Source organism: Vibrio nigripulchritudo ATCC 27043 (assembly GCF_000222685.1).
Classification (GTDB): Bacteria; Pseudomonadota; Gammaproteobacteria; order Enterobacterales; family Vibrionaceae; genus Vibrio; species Vibrio nigripulchritudo.
In genome coordinates, this window is record NZ_AFWJ01000277.1 from 15,113 (window position 1) to 32,473 (window position 17,361).

General features: G+C 46.4%; 15 protein-coding genes. 2 read left to right on the forward strand and 13 right to left on the reverse strand.

The annotated features are described in order from the left end of the window. Window positions 1-71: 71 nt before the first annotated feature. A complete protein-coding gene (locus RH89_RS20450; protein WP_004405983.1) occupies window positions 72-968 on the forward strand; it encodes a LysR family transcriptional regulator in 897 nt (298 codons plus the stop codon). Window positions 969-1,007: 39 nt separating this feature from the next. Here RH89_RS20450 and RH89_RS20455 read toward each other — a convergent pair whose 3' ends face one another. Further along, on the reverse strand, window positions 1,008-1,850 hold the full coding sequence (locus tag RH89_RS20455) for an SMP-30/gluconolactonase/LRE family protein (RefSeq protein ID WP_004405984.1): 843 nt from the start codon (window positions 1,848-1,850) through the stop codon (window positions 1,008-1,010). Between the two features lie 246 nt (window positions 1,851-2,096). Between RH89_RS20455 and RH89_RS20460 the strand changes: the two genes are divergently transcribed. Then, a complete protein-coding gene (locus RH89_RS20460) occupies window positions 2,097-2,531 on the forward strand; it encodes a YcgN family cysteine cluster protein (RefSeq protein ID WP_004405986.1) in 435 nt (144 codons plus the stop codon). Between the two features lie 53 nt (window positions 2,532-2,584). On the opposite strand, the gene RH89_RS20465 is transcribed toward RH89_RS20460, so the two are convergent. The 12 genes from RH89_RS20465 to RH89_RS20520 form a co-directional block, all read right to left on the reverse strand. Next, window positions 2,585-3,478 (reverse strand): BRCT domain-containing protein, encoded by an 894-nt coding sequence (locus tag RH89_RS20465; protein ID WP_004405987.1) that lies wholly within the window; start codon window positions 3,476-3,478, stop codon window positions 2,585-2,587. 149 nt (window positions 3,479-3,627) lie between these two features. Further along, window positions 3,628-5,505 (reverse strand): BCCT family transporter, encoded by a 1,878-nt coding sequence (locus RH89_RS20470; RefSeq protein WP_004405989.1) that lies wholly within the window; start codon window positions 5,503-5,505, stop codon window positions 3,628-3,630. Window positions 5,506-5,644: 139 nt separating this feature from the next. Beyond that, window positions 5,645-6,829 (reverse strand): choline ABC transporter ATP-binding protein, encoded by a 1,185-nt coding sequence (gene choV, locus RH89_RS20475; protein ID WP_004405990.1) that lies wholly within the window; start codon window positions 6,827-6,829, stop codon window positions 5,645-5,647. Window positions 6,830-6,831: 2 nt separating this feature from the next. Next, window positions 6,832-7,674, reverse strand: a complete 843-nt coding sequence (gene choW / locus RH89_RS20480; RefSeq protein ID WP_004405992.1) for a choline ABC transporter permease subunit — start codon at window positions 7,672-7,674, stop codon at window positions 6,832-6,834. 47 nt (window positions 7,675-7,721) lie between these two features. Beyond that, the gene (locus RH89_RS20485) at window positions 7,722-8,660 is read right to left on the reverse strand and encodes a choline ABC transporter substrate-binding protein (protein WP_004405993.1); all 939 of its coding nucleotides are present in this window, start codon (window positions 8,658-8,660) and stop codon (window positions 7,722-7,724) included. 19 nt (window positions 8,661-8,679) lie between these two features. Next, on the reverse strand, window positions 8,680-10,389 hold the full coding sequence (gene betA / locus RH89_RS20490; RefSeq protein ID WP_004405995.1) for a choline dehydrogenase: 1,710 nt from the start codon (window positions 10,387-10,389) through the stop codon (window positions 8,680-8,682). 25 nt (window positions 10,390-10,414) lie between these two features. Continuing rightward, complete coding sequence (betB, locus tag RH89_RS20495; protein WP_004405996.1) at window positions 10,415-11,875, reverse strand: betaine-aldehyde dehydrogenase; 1,461 nt, start codon at window positions 11,873-11,875, stop codon at window positions 10,415-10,417. A gap of 14 nt (window positions 11,876-11,889) precedes the next feature. After that, on the reverse strand, window positions 11,890-12,486 hold the full coding sequence (gene betI / locus RH89_RS20500) for a transcriptional regulator BetI (protein ID WP_004405998.1): 597 nt from the start codon (window positions 12,484-12,486) through the stop codon (window positions 11,890-11,892). A gap of 546 nt (window positions 12,487-13,032) precedes the next feature. Continuing rightward, entirely contained in the window at window positions 13,033-13,389 is a 357-nt protein-coding gene (locus RH89_RS20505) for a hypothetical protein (protein ID WP_004405999.1), read from the reverse strand. 141 nt (window positions 13,390-13,530) lie between these two features. Beyond that, the gene (locus RH89_RS20510) at window positions 13,531-14,469 is read right to left on the reverse strand and encodes a ChaN family lipoprotein (RefSeq protein WP_004406000.1); all 939 of its coding nucleotides are present in this window, start codon (window positions 14,467-14,469) and stop codon (window positions 13,531-13,533) included. 87 nt (window positions 14,470-14,556) lie between these two features. Continuing rightward, on the reverse strand, window positions 14,557-16,536 hold the full coding sequence (fhuB, locus tag RH89_RS20515; protein WP_004406003.1) for a Fe(3+)-hydroxamate ABC transporter permease FhuB: 1,980 nt from the start codon (window positions 16,534-16,536) through the stop codon (window positions 14,557-14,559). Continuing rightward, a partial coding sequence (locus tag RH89_RS20520) for an iron-siderophore ABC transporter substrate-binding protein (RefSeq protein ID WP_004406005.1) occupies window positions 16,537-17,361 on the reverse strand: 825 nt, incomplete at its 5' end.

A 17,361-nucleotide genomic window follows, 5' to 3' on the forward strand; every position in this document is an offset into this window, starting at 1 on the left:
AAAAGATTGGTTGATAACATCGGCATCAATTACTATTGCACCATAGCAACAATTGGTAGGTAAGTGCTCTTATGATAAACAATGTGAATCTCGCGGATATTCGCTCTTTTGTATTGATTGCCCAACTAGGCAACTTTACCAAGGCAGCAAATGCGCTTTCCGTATCGCGATCGCATGTTTCAAGGCAGATTAGCGCATTGGAAACTCAGATGGGAGTGACGTTACTGACACGTACTACCAGAACATTAAAGCTCACTCAGGCGGGTGAACGTTTTTTTAAGCAATGTGAAAGCGCTTTAAAAGAGATTGACCAAGCATTAGTGGCCGCCGTGGATGATACTGAAGACGTGAGAGGGCTTATTCGGATTAACTGTGTCGGCGGGTTGATTGGTGAAGACATCATTGCGGTTTTCGCCAGTGAGTTTATGGGCACCTATCCAGATATACAGGTGCATTTGGACTTCACCAGCCACAGAGTTGACTTGATAGACGATGATTTTGATGTTGCCTTCCGAATGGGCGATTTGCAAGATGCAGGGTTTATTGCGCGTAAGCTATTGAACGTTGAGATAGTAACGCTGGCTAGCCCCCAATATCTTGCCAAAACCGGAGCACCTATTCATCCGAAAGAACTCATTGAACATCGTTGTTTAACCGGGTCAGTTAATCGATGGAGCTTTCAGTCCAAGGAAAGTAACAGTGACGAAATTGATGTGACTGTAGAAGGACATTTGGTCTGCAAAAATGGTCGAGCACTGATTCAAGGAGCGTTGCTTGGGAACGGCATTATTCGGGTGCCTGCAATGTATTGCCAAGACATGATTGACGCTGGAAAATTGGTTCCCGTATTGACCGAATGGCGCATACCTCGTATCCCGCTTTCTGCCATATATCATAAAGATAAATATCAGCCCAAAAGACTAAGAACCTTCATTGAATTCATAAAAAACAAATTTGATGCAGTTTAAGCGCCGTGCTTATTCACACAGCGCTTTCTTAATTTCAAATCAGTATTGGTAAACCAGCACTTCGCCTTCTAAAGCCATTGGCACCATAAGCGTTTTTTGATTTTTGGAGTAATAGATATCGCCAGAGCCCCTTGGTAAGTCAACGGTTTTTTGAATCTCTCCTTGGGTTGAAACGGTAAATATAACCCCTTGTTTCCAGTCGGATACCAACAGGTTCCCATCTTCATTTACTTGAATGCCGTCTAAGTTCCCAAACGGTTTTTCGGTCACACGTTTTATGGATTTAGTTTCTGGGTTAACCTTTAGCAAACGTCCAAAAGGAGCGTTAAGTGGGGCGCCATCGTTAAAAGAACCCCACGCAGCGACGTATAAATCGCCATCTATAAACTTTAGTCCGTTAGGATTTTCTAGTTCCGGTGTATCCATCCAAACCGACATGGTGTTGTTTTCCAGCTTATAGATAGCTGATGTAAACATATCAGACACATAGACATTTCCATTTGCGTCAATCTCGACGTCGTTAAGAAATTCGGCTTTTTCAGCGTGGTGCGTTACCACCTTTCCGGTTGCTAAATCTATTTCTAGAAGGGCTTTCATATCGCTGGCAAACAGAAGGTTGTCTTTTAGTGCGATCCCTTTTGGATTGTCTAAGTCGCTGACGATTGTTGCGACAAATTGATAATCCGCATTCAGGGCGACGATGGATCCATCTCCAGGTTCATTACCCGATTGAAGAGATACGAAGTACACCCCTTTGTTTTCATCGAACACAACGGACTCTGCACCTGGCAAATTGGGGAGCCTTTCACTCAAAGTTGGTGCAGCCATTGCCTGCTGGCTTAAAATTAGAGAGGCAGTAGCAGCGAGTAAATGCTTTTTCATTTGAATTCCTATTTGTTGATTTAATTGTCAGGAGGGATAATAAAGAGTGCTCATTTGTTGATATATAGGGATTTAATCAAATAACTGTTGCTATATGGAAACAAAGAATAATGATAAGTGTCGACGATTAAAGAGAGGGGCGTGCTAGGAAGAGATTTAAATCACTTGCACTACTGGTGCTGAACGGATATAACGACGCCTCCTTAACGCATTCGGTTAAGGCGTGAACATTTAGCAGGTAAAATCATGGCACATTTTTGGGAAACAAAATCGCTGGAAGCAATGACAGAAAAAGAGTGGGAGTCTCTTTGCGACGGTTGTGGAAAATGCTGCCTGCACAAACTGATGGACGAAGATACTGACGAAGTCTATTACACCAATGTGGCATGCAGCTGGCTAAACGACAAAACCTGCGGCTGCAAGGACTACCCGAATCGTTTTCAATCCGGTGAAGAGTGCCTGAAGCTGACTCGCGACAAAATTGACGAATTCCACTGGCTACCAGAAACCTGTTCCTACCGGGTACTGGCTGAAGGTCAAAACCTACCCGAATGGCATCCACTGATCACTGGCTCTAAATCTGCCATGCATGCTGCTGGAGAAAGCGTACGCAATAAAGTGGTGTATGAAATAGATGTGGTGGACTGGGAAGATCACGTGTTGAACCATCCGGGACGTTGAATGTTTTGGGAGATGCTTCGTAAGAAAATCTCCCACAACAACACTTGAACAATTTATCCCGCAAATTTCATCCAAGTTTCTTCATTAATGATATGAGTGCCATTTCCTTGATTCTGGTTTTTTAGTGCGGCTTCTATCTTTCTGCCATGACTACTGAATTTCCAATCTCTGCTTGCCATAGATCCGATAATTAAATAATCAAGATCTTTAGTTACACCTGAGCGCACAATCCCTCCGTTAGCTTTGGCTAGAGATTCCATCAACTTTCTATTTCCTCCCAAGAACTTACCAGTAAAACAGACAGTTTTTTCAGATAGATTTGTTAATTCAATAGGTTCTCCGAAAAAGTCGGTCGCTCCACATTCAGCGCTTCCCGTCTCTAAAAATTGCTGACCACATATTGATTTAAACATTTCCAACAACTCAGAACGTTCGTTGTCATCCACCACACCGTCTTCAAAAACAATTTGCAATCTTTTACTTATAACGTCCGCAGGCCATGTGTTTAGAATAGTAGGATGGTCGTTGATGAGGGAGGTTAGAGCTTCTAACTCTTTGTCATTCAAATAACCATCGGAAGTAATACCTTGTAAAAAACCGAGTAACTGGTTTACCAGCGTTTCATAGCCACCATTACATTGATATCCATAATCGCGAACATCCCCTATCAAGAGTTGAATTTCATGTAGTTCTTCTTGTTCTATAACTCCATCTTGTAGTGCATCTTCAATTAGATCTTGCAAGTCAAGAAAGTCGCTATCTTCTTTGTATTCACTATCTGATTTTAGCCAAGTATCTAAAAATAATACTTCTGTATCGTTTAGGGTTTTATCTGCATCAATACCTCTTACAATACCAGCGAGAGCTTGGAAAGCCTTTTGCTTATTTCGTTTAGAATTGAAGTTTGTATTGTGGGGTTGCCCATTAGCATCAAGAGTTTTCGTCATATATTGAACCTAGCCGGAAGTGTGACTAGAACTATATGTGAAAACATTTATGGTTTTGTTGATCATTATTCAATTTAGTGCTTATTAGTTACATATGCTTAATCGACAACTCTAGTTAGCTAAATAACGACTTTTGGTGCTAGTGACTATCAACTTATCTGTCGATTAAACTCCATTCTTGCTTCTTGTGCTTGCTGAGACAAAAGTTCTTTGTTTTCTTTGGCTTTTGTCATCAGGTTCTGCAAGGTCTGAAGCTCTTCTTGCATATCCGCTGGTAGTTGATGGTCGGCTACATTTTCATCGTCACAATGTTCAAGCACATAGGCGCGAATACGTTTTTTCATTGCGAGCAACTGGGCAAGTGCCTCACGTTCTTGCTCGGCAGCTTCTTGGGCTGCGTCTTTGCTCTGTTCAAACCTTGCCAGAGCCATACCTTCAGAAGACCAAGGATCGATGTCAGGCAACTCTTCTATATTTATCGTCGGCTCTACGTAATCTTCCTGATGTCGGATATCCAGGCTGGTGGCTCTGACAGCGGATACCATCAACATGACAGAGATTGCCAGTAATGGAAGACCACCCACAATTGCAGCGGTTTGTAATGTGCTCAGCCCGCCAAGGAACATCAATACCGTTGGTAGTAGAGACAAGGTAAATGCCCAGAACATGCGGTTCCAGCGCATAGGCTCTTCGGACACATTGTTTTGTACGACCGATGCCAGTATGTAGGAAATGGAATCAAAGGTTGTCGCCGTAAAAATCACACACAACAAGGTGAATACGGCGATAACTACTTTGCTAAAAGGAAGGGCACCAAGCATAGCAAAAATGGCTTTGGTCGCCCCCTCTGCATTCAGGATGGCGACAACATCCAGCTCGCCAGAAAGTTGCAAAGAGAGACCGTAGTTTCCCAAAACCATAAAGAACAGAAAACAGCCTAAGGAACCAAAGAAAATAGAACCTGTGACCATCTGTTTGATGGTTCTTCCTCTGGAAATACGCGCAATAAATAAGCCCATGCTCGGCGCAAAGACCAGCCACCACGCCCAGTAAAAGATGGTCCAGTCCTGCGGGAAGTGGGTGTTGTCGAAGCTGCCGTAGCCACCAAAAGGTTCAGCCCATGTTGCCATAGTGAAGAAATTCGAAAGCATTCTGCCAATTGAATCTAAGCCCGTTTCCAGCATGAATATGGTGGGTCCCACCATCAGCACAAACGCGAGCAAGCCCATGGCACCCCAGAAATTGATGTTACTGAGAACCTTTATGCCTTTCTCCATTCCAGCATAAGAGGAATAGGAAAAAATCGCGGTACAAACCAAAAGAACACCAATCTGACTGTATGTTGTTTGGGGAATACCAAATAGCTGATACAACCCTTCGCTGATAAGTGGAGCGGCTAATCCAAGCGTCGTCGCTGCGCCACCAAGTAAGCCAAAAATGAACAGCACATCAACGATTTTGCCTGGTGCTTTCTGAGTGCGCTCCTCACCGAGCACAGGCATCAGAGCACTGGACACTTTCAGTACTGGCTGTTTGCGCACATAAAAGAAATAGGCGATGGGCAAGGCTGGAATCAGGTAAATTGCCCACGCAATGGGTCCCCAGTGAAAAATGCCGTAAGTGGCTGCCCAGCGGACCGCCTCTTCACTTCCCGGTTGGAGCTGGAAGGGCGGGGACTGATAATAATATGCCCATTCGATGCAGCCCCAATACAGGATGCTGGCTCCGATTCCGCCGCAAAACAACATAGCTGCCCATGAGGCAGTAGCAAACTCAGGCTTCTCATCTACGTCACCTAATTTAATTTGTCCCATGTCGCTGAACACAACATAAATCATAAAGAAGAATGCAGTAATCCCCAGAGTCAGGTATAGGAAACCTAGCTTGTCGGTCATAAAGGATTTGGCTATCGCTATCCAGTGAGCACCTTCAGCAGGAAATGCGATGAGAGGAATCGTAACTAAGGTAAGTAAGAAGAGAGCACCGAAAAACGTGGGTTTATCGATTAATGAAAAGGGCTTGTCCACAAAGGTATTCCATAACAAAAATGTGGCTTATTATGGGTTTGAGGTTAACTTCGGACAAACAAAGATATTTGTTCTGAGGATAAATAAAATCAGTTGCTGTCCAAGTGCTTATGCGGCTTAGACAGCAAATAGGATGCTTTTAAGCCGCAGCTCGGTGGTGTTTACCTAGAAGTCCTGCATAGAAGTCACTGTCGTTGAGTACCCCAATCAACTCATCGTTTTCAACCAACAAAATAGGCTGGCTGCTGAATTGTTTGATTTCAATGGCGTCACGCATTCCTATATCTGGGCTGGCGATCACGACACTGCGATGATTGATTTCCGATAGCAATGTGGTGCCTGAACGCCAGTCCACGAGACTAAGCTCATCGGAGCTATCCAGCTTCAGCGTATCGTCTTTAATTTCGAACCATATAGGTTGAGTGTCACCGACTCGCCACTTGGCACCTTCTCTTGTCAGTTCGTGGGCTGGCTGCATCAAGGAACGCCCTTTCAAGACATTAAGAGGGTTAGTGTGTGAGACAAAATCTTTCACATAATCGTTTTCTGGTGAGAGGACAATCTCCTCAGGTTTACCATGTTGAATCAGCTTGCCCGACTCCATTATGGCGATGTTGTTTCCGATTTTCAGAGCTTCATCCAAGTCGTGACTTACAAACAAAATGGTTTTGTTCAGTTTGTTTTGTAACTGAATCAGCTCGTCTTGCAGTTGAGCTCGAATCAATGGATCGAGCGCAGAAAACGGTTCGTCCATCAGCAAAATGTCGGTGTCCATTGCGAACGCTCTTGCCAACCCGACACGTTGCTGCATGCCTCCAGAAAGTTCATGAGGGTACTTATTTTCCCACTCGGCAAGCTCCACCATTTCAAGCTGCTCACGGGCTTTCGCCCTGCGTTGGGTTTTAGGTATCCCTTGCATTTCAAGCCCGAATGCGACGTTGTCTAATACGGTTAACCAAGGCATCAGTGCGAATTTTTGAAATACCATAGAAACGCGATGAGTGCGCAAATGTCTGAGGGTTTCTTCGTTGCATGAGGATAACTCCACTTGGTTGTCGCCATCTTTGATTTTTAGCGACCCACGGCTGATACCGTTTAACCCATTTACAGCACGAAGCAAGCTTGATTTTCCTGAACCAGATAGCCCCATGAGCACACAAATTTCACCCTCTTTTACACTCATGGTGACATTGTCCACGCCAACCACCTGCTCGGTTTGGTCGATGATTTCCTGACGTGTTTTTCCTTCGTCGAGCAGCGCTAACGCTTGCGCACTTTTATCACCAAATACCACGTCTAAGTTCTGAATTTGAATGGCGTCCATGATCAGATTTCCTTTTGATTCGGTGATTTACATAGTCGGTCCAGGATGATGGCGACCAAAACGATGGCAAGTCCAGCCTCAAAGCCTTGTGAAATATTAACGGTATTCAGGGCACGAACCACGGGTTTCCCCAAGCCATCGGCTCCGACAAGTGCTGCAATGACCACCATAGAAAGCGACAGCATAATGCACTGCGTGACCCCCGCCATAATACTTGGCAGGGCGGCAGGCAACTCGACTTTGAAGAGCAATTTCATTTTACTGGCTCCAAAGGCTTGCCCTGCTTCGATTAGTTCTTCAGGAACCTTGGTAATCCCCAGGTAGGTCAGGCGAATCGGTGCGGCGATGGCAAAGATGATGGTCGAGATCAGACCCGGAACAATACCTAAACCGAACAGAACCAGTGTTGGAATCAGATAAACAAAAGTGGGCACGGTTTGCATTAAATCCAATATGGGGCGTAGCAGGGTATAGAGCCATGGTCGATGTGCCGCCATCACGCCTAATGGAACGCCAATTAATACGGAAATCGTTGTCGCAGCGAACACTAAGACAAAGGTTTCCAGCATTTCTTGCCAGTAGCCGAGATTTAAGATCATTAACAATGCACCGATGACAAATAGAACAAGCGGGATGCTTCGATGCAAATACCAGGCAATCGCAGCCGTCATCAGTATGGGAACCGCTGGCGGCATCCATTTAAAAATATCGACAACGAAAAGGATGATGGTTTCCAGAAAGATTGAGACGGTGTCAAAGAAGCCTGAAGCGTTCAGAGTCAACCAGTCCACACCAATCTCCATCCATTCGCCAAAAGGGATTTTGTTGTCTGTTATGAAATTCACAATAAAACCTTAGATTGAAAGGCGAGCATTGTTGCTCGCCGTGAACGTTATGCGTTGGAATTGACGTAGCTTAGAACGGCAGAGTTCGCGTCTCTTCCCGTGCTCGTTTTTACGTCTTTCAACCAGGCTTCTACTTGCTGTGGGTTGGCTTTTAGCCACTGTAGCGCTGCTTTTGAAGGTTTCACATTCTGGTTAAGAATGGCTTCCATCAGCTCATTTTCCATCTCTAGGCTGAATTGAAGGTTTTTCAGCAGTTGGCCGACATTTTTACATTCGTTAAGGTAATTGGCTCTTACGTTGGTATAGACGTTCGCACCACCGTAATTAGGACCGAAGAAGTCATCACCTCCAGACAAGTATTTCATCTCGAAGTTGCTGTTCATAGGGTGTGGTGCCCAGCCTAGGTAAACAATCCATTGATTACGTCGAACCGCACGGGCTACCTGAGATACCATGCCGGCTTCACTCGATTCAACGAGGTTAAAATCTTTGAGGGCGAACGCATTTGAATCGATCATGGATTGAATCAAGCGGTTTCCATCGTTGCCCGGTTCTATGCCGTAAATGCGATCTTTGAATTTGTCGGCGTGCTTGGCTAAATCCGCAAAGCTTGTGACGCCTGCATCGTAAACGTATTTAGGAACCGCAAGGGTGTATTTTGCACCTTCTAGGTTTGCACGAATGGTTTCCACCGTTCCAGCTTCACGGTATTTAGCGATATCTCCCTCCATTGTTGGCATCCAGTTGCCAAGGAAGATATCGATATCACCGTTTGCCAGTGAAGAGTATGTGACAGGAACAGAAAGCAAGTCTGTTTTAGTTTTGTATCCTAGTCCTTTTAGCAGTTCCGAGGTGACTGCGGTTGTTGCGGTAATGTCCGTCCAGCCTACGTCGGCAAAGCGAACCGTTTCGCACTGGTTGGCATAAGCATTTGCGGCTAGCGTACTGATTGCCAGCGCCGACAGCGTTTTTGTCTTTATAGACATAATAGTTTCCTTGTAATGATTACTGATTTTTCGAGTGAGATACTGTGTCTCGCTTTGGGGGGTGTGTTCTTTGTTGTGATTGCCAATTTGGATCAATCCAAACCGGTAAATTTTTAGGCTTCTCCAGTGGTAACCCAAGAATCATGTCGGCTGCCCGTTCAGCCACCATGATGGTGGGAGCGTTAAGGTTGCCATTTGGAATCGTCGGGAATATGGACGAATCCACTACCCGAAGCCTTTCTATGCCTCTTACGCGGCATTGTTCATCCAATACCGCCATGGGGTCGTCCTCTGCGCCCATTTTGCAACTGCATGACGGGTGATAAGCACTTTCCACATTGTCTTTGACCCATTGATCGATTGCTTCGTCGCTGGTGACGTCATCACCCGGCTGAATTTCGTCACCTCGATAGGCGTCCATGACCGGCTGTGCCAAAATTTCTCGGGTAAGACGAATACAGTCTCGCCAATCCTGACGATCTTGCTTAGTTGACAAGTAGTTAAATTCAATTTTGGGCTTGTCGCTTGGGCGGTTTGAAATAATCGTAACCGAGCCGCGACTTTCAGGTTTATTTGGACCTACATGAACTTGAAAACCATGCCCAGAAAACGCCACCTGACCGTCGTAACGCATGGCTGCTGGAAGAAAGTGGTATTGGATATTCGGCCACTTAAGCCCTTCTCTGGAACGAATAAACGCGCAGGATTCAAAATGGTTGGTGGCACCCAGCCCTTTGCGAGTTAGGATCCACTCCGCGCCAATCATGCCTTTGCTAACCAAACCCAATTTGCTGTTTAGGGTGATAGGTTGTTTACACTGATACTGGAAATAGACCTCCAGATGATCTTGCAAGTTTTGACCGACACCAGGCAGCTCGTGATGAAGGTCAACACCGGCATTTTGGAGCACGTCTTTTGGACCGATACCCGATAATTGCAGCAGTTGGGCAGAACCTATGGAGCCTGCGCTGGAAATGATTTCCTGATCAGCAAAGCATTGACGGATGTTTCCGTGATGTGCAAATTCAACACCTATGGCTTTTTTGCCTTCGAACAGAACTTTATGCGCGACAACACGCTTGATAAGCGTCAGGTTCGAACGCTTAAGCGCTCGTCTCAGATAGGCATTAGACGTGGACGCGCGTACACCTTTATCCACGGTCATGTGCATGGCACCGAAACCTTCCTGCTGATAGCCGTTGTAATCTTGGGTTTCTGGGTATCCTGCCTCTTTCCCAGCGTCGATGAACGCTTGATAAAGAGGGTTGAGCGCCATATCGTTGCCATTACAAGTGCCGACGGGACCCTCGCCACCACGGTATTCATCAGAGCCGCCAGACCAGGTCTCTGCTCGTTTGAAGTAAGGCAGGCAGTTTTGATAGTTCCAACCGCTCGCCCCGTGCTGTTCCCACTCATCAAAGTCGCAAGCATGACCGCGCACGTAAACCATGCCGTTGATGGACGAACTGCCACCTAGTACTTTGCCACGAGGGCAATGCAGCTGGCGTCCATCCAGAGATTTTTCCTTAACGGTTTCAAATTGCCACGCGTACTTTTCCGTGTTCATTGGGTAGGAAAGCGCTGTTGGCATTTGAATAAAAATACTTCGGTCTGTCCCGCCTGCTTCCAACAACAGGACACTGTGACGCCCGTCTTCGGTGAGTCTGTCTGCCAAAACGCAGCCAGCCGAACCCGCACCGACGATAATATAATCGTAGCGTTGCTCCATGTCTGATTCTCCGCTGAGTTATAGGTTAAGCGTAAGGGCTTTGGTAATCGCCAAGTTCTATCAAAACACTTTTGGTTTGCGTGTAGTGGCGTAACGTTTCAGGACCATTTTCTCGTCCGATACCTGAATGTTTGTAACCACCAACGGGCATTTCGGCAGGAGAGTCTCCCCAGGTGTTCACCCAACAAATACCGGCTTGAAGCTGGTGAATGACGCGGTGAGCACGAGACAGGTTCTGAGTAAAGACGCCCGCGGCCAAACCATACGTGGTGTCGTTCGCGCGCTTGATGACGTCTTGTTCGTCAGAGAACTTGAGCACGGACATCACAGGACCAAAAATCTCGCTTTGCACGTGTTGCATGCTGTCATCGCAATCGACAAAGACTGTTGGTGCAACGAAGTTGCCTTTATCCAGCCCATTTTCCGTCAGTTGATGGCCGCCAGTCAGTAGCGTTGCGCCATTGTTTTTTGCGTCTTCGATCGCATTAAGTACCTTGCTCAGATGATCTTTCGAGATCAGAGCGCCGATCTGGGTTTTCATGTTTGTTGGGTCGCCAACAATCAGTTTTTCGGTACGGTTTTTTAGCTGGCGAATAAAGTCATCGTAAATAGCTTCATGCACGTAAACACGTGTGCCATGAGTACATACTTCGCCTTGGGTGTAGAAGTTGGCTACCATGGCTGCAGAGACAGCATCATTGAGTTTGGCATCTTCAAAGATCACCAAAGGCGATTTACCGCCGAGTTCCATGGTGACTTGTTTGAGTGTTTTTGCACTGTCAGCCATCACTTGTTTTCCCGTCCCCGATTCTCCTGTGAAAGAGACTTTGGCAATGTCTGGGTGCGCGGTGAGCATTTGTCCCACGCGGTGATCTCCCTGTACGACATTAAATACACCATCTGGCAGACCAGCTTCGGTGAATATTTCTGCCAGTTTTAACGCCGTCAGCGGTGTTTCTTCCGAAGGCTTGAAGATCATGGCGTTCCCTGCTGCCAGAGCAGGTGCCGATTTCCACATCGCAATTTGAATGGGGTAGTTCCATGCCCCAATGCCTGCGCATATGCCTAATGGCTCGCGGCGAGTGTAGAAGAATTGGTTTTCACTGAGAGGTTGCTGTTCGCCTTGCAGGCTAGGGACCAAACCAGCGAAGTACTCGATAACATCAGCGCCGGTGACGATGTCGACTTCAATGGCTTCCTGAATGGGTTTGCCCGTGTCAGCCACCTCTAGTTTCGCAAGTTCATCGTTTCTTTCACGCAGCAGAGCCACCGCTTTGAGCAAGATACGACTGCGCTCTGTCGCCGTCATCGCTGACCAAACGTTAAACCCTTGTTGAGCAGATGCGATGGCATCTGCAAGATCATCTGAACTGGCTTGCCCAACTTCTGCCAGCGGTTTACCCGTAGCAGGATTAAAGGTGGTAAAGGACTTTCCAGACGTAGCACGGCGAAGTTGACCGTTAATGTATAGTGATTTCATGTCCATTTGATTGACTGTTTTTATTGTTGTGAATAGAAAGTGAGTTGCTTATCAAGGTAATCATTGATGATTAAACGTGCTTTTTGTGCATCGATCCCTTCGGGGTTCAAGGTGCCCCTTAGCCAAATACCGTCGATCAATGCCGCAATGGCATGAGCGATGATCTCGGCCTGCTCTTTCTCAAACAACGCTTTCAATTCGATTTTTAGGTGCGACAAAAGACGCTTTTCATTGACTCTTTGCAGTCGCTTGAGCTCGGGGTCATGCACTGAGTACGACCAAAAAGCCAACCATGTATTTGCCACTTTGTTTTCTGTCTGATAGCCAACGAAGTTACTGTTGATGATGGCATTGATTCGCTGCTGATGAGCGTCTTTTGGCAGTTCTCTAAGCTGTTCTTTCACCGCACTTGAGAGTTGGCGAAGAATCTCACGCATGGTTTCTTTCAAGAGCCCATGTTTGCCACCGAAATAGTGATTGATGATCCCGCTGGATACACCCGCTTCTTTGCTGATCAGCGAAATACTGGCTGCATGCAACCCAACTCGATCAATCACAGCCATAGTGGCTTGAACGAGCTGTGGCTTGCGTATCTCTGGCATCCCAACCTTGGGCATAACCGTTTTTCCTTTTTTAATTGAACGTTCAATTAAAAAAGAATGCCTGAAAAATACTTAGTACTCAAAACATTCTTATAAAAAAAGCGTAGTTAAATCGAACTTAGTGTTACAAATGTTGATTTTTGAAAATTTAATAAGTGTTTGATTGCTTATCTGGTTTTGAAATCTTGATGTTCGAGAGTAAAAGACTCAGAAAATAGAAGGTTAACCCTTCAATAAGCTTTACTTCGGGTAGGTTAGACTGAGTTTTCTGTAAGGTAGGGCAATATCTCTGCTTCATTGGGTGTAGCTACCGTAAAGTAACCGACCTTAAAAATGAAATGCTCGAGCGTCTTCCTACGGAGAAATTTCAGCATAAAAGTTATGTGGTCTAATGAAATTTTTTATGCGGATCAAGAGGGGAAAGATCTAATAGAATGAAAAAGTTTGCCCACAACGACATGCCACAATCAGCAACAAGAATTGCTATGGATTTGAGGTTAAATTGTGGACAAACAAAATTCTATACGAAAAGTTGGTTGTTCGTAATTTCAGCTTAACGAGCTAGATCAACAACGCAATGATGCCGCCAAGTGTTGCCGCCGCGGACAAATATTGCCCCGCGGAATAGGAGGTATCGTCTTCTTCTTTAAACTTATCTGGGTGATCCATCCCTAGTGCGCCATGGGCAAACGATTCGACTTTATCGCCGACGCTCTTATCGCCTACAGCTACGCCTTCTTTCTCGATTTGTTGTAATGCTGCCAGCAGAGCCTTGCCTTCAGCAGACAAGGTCACTTTGTTCTGTTCCACTTTGACTGCAGAATTCGCGACGGCTTCATCGGTCGCTTTGGCATTCGTGCTGCTGGTGGTTGCAGTGGCTGGCGTGACTCGCACTGGCTCTGATCCAATCGAAGTCATATTGTACTCCTCAATATGTCCTGAATACTCTATCGGCAAAGGTTAGAAAACCTTGACTGTTTTTTCTGCCGAATTTGATAGCTTCTTGTACACAATGGTCAAGAAGCTAGCAAAAATCAGTCCAGTTCTGAGGAGAGGGATTTACTTGATGTCGCAATTCAAGCCAGCATTTCGCTTACCTAACTGGTGGTATGCTTTCATGCGGTTTTCTTGCTTGATGTAACGAGGCGGAAGCTCTGAAACCAGTACTTGGTATCCGATAGCACTTTCTGAAATTTCAGTCACAGGGTCGATGACAACTACATTTAAGTCTGGGTTTCGACGCTTAATTGAATGTGCTGTCCCTAAGCCTCCAGTTACGTGAAACTTACCCGCAGTGAGCAGTACTTTTTTACCCTGATTTTCACCAAGGTACTGAACAATACTCTCGGCCATGGTTTCATCCCAGGTAACTTGTGCCGCGTATTGATTTGCGGTTTGCTCAGGCTTTCCATGGTGCATGGATGCCATAAATTTCTGCTTGTATGGCGAATCGCTGGTATCGATGTTTTTGGCAATAAAACCGCGATCTTCTTCGCTTAAGTGTTCCGTCCAGGATAAACCCTTTCGACCAATACATTTCACCGTGTTTTTTGGTGCGTTGGCTGCAATTACATCCAAATTATTGGTGCGCGCAAATTCGACCAGAGGGCGGTAGTTGCTGGTGTAGTTTGGCCATGCGTTACCTTGTTTGATCAACGTTTGCTCGCCAATTTCACCACTAAGGTAATCATCGACCACTGGTTGCACATCTCGTGAAAACTGCTCCATTGCCAGAGCAGTGGGCAGACCCGATTGGTTGAGTGCCGCTAATAAGTCTGTCTGAAAACGGTGGGTTGCAGAATGACCATGCCACTCACCGACCAGAACCACATCCGCAGAAGATAATTCCTCGACAAGATCGTGAAGCGCTTTGGATTTTCCGGAGGCGTAAATTTGATAATCATAGAAGGTATTTATTGCAGACGATGAGTTCTCAGTAGAAGGCACAGCAGAACAGCCTGCAAGAAGAAGCATAGAGAGTGGAATTGTTTTTTTCATAGGGTCCTCCGAAAGAGCTCGCAGTGTATTCTAGCCCTGAATGAAATTCAATGAATGAGAATTGTTTTCACTAAGGGCTAGTTCGAGCTATCGGGACACTTTACTCCGCATGAGTAGAATTAAGAAGTAAGAACCGCCGATGATAGAGACCACAATACCGGCCGATACTTGTCCGGGATAGACCACATTCTGACCCAGCCAGTCGGAAAACATCAGCAATGACGCGCCTGTAAAGCCTGCTACCAGCATTTGATCTTTGGCGCGCTTTGCTCCCAGCATTACCGCAACGTGCGGAGCAAGCAGCCCGATAAAGGACACCGGACCCATGGTGGCGGTTACCGCAGCACAAAGCATGGCAACGAGGATCAAAAGAATCTTAAACTTTGAAGGAACATTAAGCCCTCGCGCCTGTGCAAAGCCTCTTCCTCCAGAAATCAGGGTTAACCATCGGTGTAACGACAAAGCCAATCCAGAGAGCACTAGAGTACAACCAAAGAGGGCAATGGCAGAGTTAGCTTCCACTCGGTAGGTAGAACCAGATAGCCAGGTCAGAAGCAGGTAAGCGGTTTCGTTCCCTTGCGCAAGAATAAAGTGGATAAGTGACTCAATCAGAGCAGTTATAGCGATACCTGTGAGTATCAGCATCCCCGGTGAATACTGGTGTCGTCGACCCAATAAAAGCAGTACCGCCAGCACAGCTAAACAGCCAGCTAAAGCCAGAGAAAACTGCAGTTCAAACAGTGACGTCCCAAGCAGCATCATGCCAACCACCAGAAACAGACTGGCACCTGCCGAAATGCCCAAAATGTCCGGGCTTGCCAGCGGGTTATAGATAATTCGCTGAAGTACAACACCAGCGATGGCTAAGCCAAATCCGGCGCTAAATGCTGTCAGCATTCTTGGATATTGTTGCTCCCAGACAAATTCGGTAGGCATTTGAATTGTCCAGCCCGAAACGTGCCCAGTGTTATAAACAAACGCGCTTAAAACGACCATGATGAGAGTCGTGACAGCCGCGATACCTAACGTATTTGAGCGGAAGTTTAGGGACGTTTCTGGCAGCGACAGGCTCATTTGATCCTGAACTTTCAATTTGTTTCGAGCAAACCAAATTAAGACCGGAGCACCAATGAACGCTGTGACGGTACCTGATGGAATAACGCTGATAGAGACCAAATTGATTGCCACAGTTAATGTATCCGTCGCCAGCAGCAGGCAGGCTCCCATCACCATACTGGACCAAAGTTCGGCTTTCGGTGTTCTTGCCCCTGCGTATCGGGCGATATTTGGGGCAATCAATCCGATAAAACTGATGATTCCTACCGTTGCGATGGCAGAAGAAACGAGCCAAAGACCAAGAATAAGCAAACATGCAAACGCAGGAATCAGGCTAAGCCCTCTGGCAGCGGCGTTAGTTTGCCCTAACCTCAGCAATGCCAGAATCCTTGGAGAAACGACGATTAAAACCAGTGCCAACAAGAGTTGAGGGTAGAGCCACTCAACTTGCTGCCAACCATTTTGAGCCAGATCGCCCGCACCCCAGATAAACAGATCTTTAGCGTATTCGTTGTTGAACAGAGCAATACCTGTTGCGATAGCGCCAAACAGAATATTCACCGCCATACCGGCTAAGACAACTCTGAGCCCCGATAGCTCTTTTAAGCCGACAATGGAGATAACCACTCCCAGACTAATCATGGCCCCGATAAATGGAATGAGGATAGAGGCAAAGGCAGTGGCAGGCGGAAGCCAGACACCAGCGATGATCAGGGCCAGCCAGGCACCGGAAGAAGTACCCAATGTGAGAGGAGACACCAATGGGTTTTGAGTCAGCTGTTGCAACAGGCTTCCCACCAGCCCCAGAACACCGCCTACCATCAAGGCAATCAGGATTCTGGGAAGGTGCGCCTCGGCAAACAGAATTTCCTCAAACTCAGCAGGTTCAAATCCCGTTGTGACCAACTGGAATACAATTCCCCACTGATGACCGAGAGTTAGCTCACTGCCAATGTACCCTGAAAGTGCAAGCAGTGGGATGAACAGAAAACTTAAGCGTATTGCTGCCATTTATTCACCTGAATCTGGTGCCAGTGCAAGCAGGCTGGTGGTCAGGGCATCAGCAACATGAAGCAGAGACATCGCACCACCATAGTTCCAAACGGGTTCCACTGAGTGTACTTTGTTACTTTTTACAAATGGCATGGCGTTCCACATTACTGACTTTTCCAGCTCCGCTTCTTGATTAAAGGGTTTGAAATACAGCGCCAGCCCATCACCAATACCATAAAGCTCTTTCACTCGTTTCTGCGTTACGCCCCATTGTGTGCTTGGCTGAGGGAGTGCCATTTCAAAACCAAGCAGGCTGAGTGCTTCTTGTGTGCTGGAATTATCTCCGTAGAGGTAAATGGTTGTCGTGCTGGCAAACCTAAATGCAGCGACTTTGGGTTTTGTCTCTGGGTAGCGCTTATCGAGCTTGGCTTTCATTGCCTCGATCTTGGCGTACATTTCTTCGACTTTTTGCTTAGCAACATCAGCCTTACCGAGCGCGTGACCCATTTGGTGGAAATGTTTGATAGAGCGGTCAACGTTACCCGGCTCTTGCTTGTAGGTATGGTAATAAAGCACCGGAGCAATTTTTTCGAGTCGCTCAGTCAGATCGACCTGAGGTGAACCAATAATGATGACGTCAGGTTTAAGCTGTTCAAGCCGTGCCATGTTTGGCTCCATACGTGTGCCGATGTCTTCAACCGATTCAGGTACGGCGGGTTTTACGACCCATTTGTTGTATTCAGAGATATCTGGCATTGCGACGGGGGTGACACCCAATTCTAAGACTTGCTCTGCGATATCCCAGTTGAGAGCCGCGACTCTCACAGGCACTTCCGGCAGGGT

Excerpts from the sequence above, each read along its gene's own strand:
- RH89_RS20455 (WP_004405984.1), bottom strand. The coding sequence starts at position 1,850 with ATGAAAAAGCATTTACTCGCTGCTACTGCCTCTCTAATTTTAAGCCAG.
- RH89_RS20485 (WP_004405993.1), bottom strand. The coding sequence starts at position 8,660 with ATGTCTATAAAGACAAAAACGCTGTCGGCGCTGGCAATCAGTACGCTA.
- RH89_RS20510 (WP_004406000.1), bottom strand. The coding sequence starts at position 14,469 with ATGAAAAAAACAATTCCACTCTCTATGCTTCTTCTTGCAGGCTGTTCT.
- choV (WP_004405990.1), bottom strand. The coding sequence starts at position 6,829 with ATGGACGCCATTCAAATTCAGAACTTAGACGTGGTATTTGGTGATAAA.
- RH89_RS20465 (WP_004405987.1), bottom strand. The coding sequence starts at position 3,478 with ATGACGAAAACTCTTGATGCTAATGGGCAACCCCACAATACAAACTTC.
- betI (WP_004405998.1), bottom strand. The coding sequence starts at position 12,486 with ATGCCCAAGGTTGGGATGCCAGAGATACGCAAGCCACAGCTCGTTCAA.
- RH89_RS20460 (WP_004405986.1), top strand. The coding sequence starts at position 2,097 with ATGGCACATTTTTGGGAAACAAAATCGCTGGAAGCAATGACAGAAAAA.
- RH89_RS20505 (WP_004405999.1), bottom strand. The coding sequence starts at position 13,389 with ATGACTTCGATTGGATCAGAGCCAGTGCGAGTCACGCCAGCCACTGCA.
- RH89_RS20450 (WP_004405983.1), top strand. The coding sequence starts at position 72 with ATGATAAACAATGTGAATCTCGCGGATATTCGCTCTTTTGTATTGATT.
- fhuB (WP_004406003.1), bottom strand. The coding sequence starts at position 16,536 with ATGGCAGCAATACGCTTAAGTTTTCTGTTCATCCCACTGCTTGCACTT.
- betA (WP_004405995.1), bottom strand. The coding sequence starts at position 10,389 with ATGGAGCAACGCTACGATTATATTATCGTCGGTGCGGGTTCGGCTGGC.
- betB (WP_004405996.1), bottom strand. The coding sequence starts at position 11,875 with ATGGACATGAAATCACTATACATTAACGGTCAACTTCGCCGTGCTACG.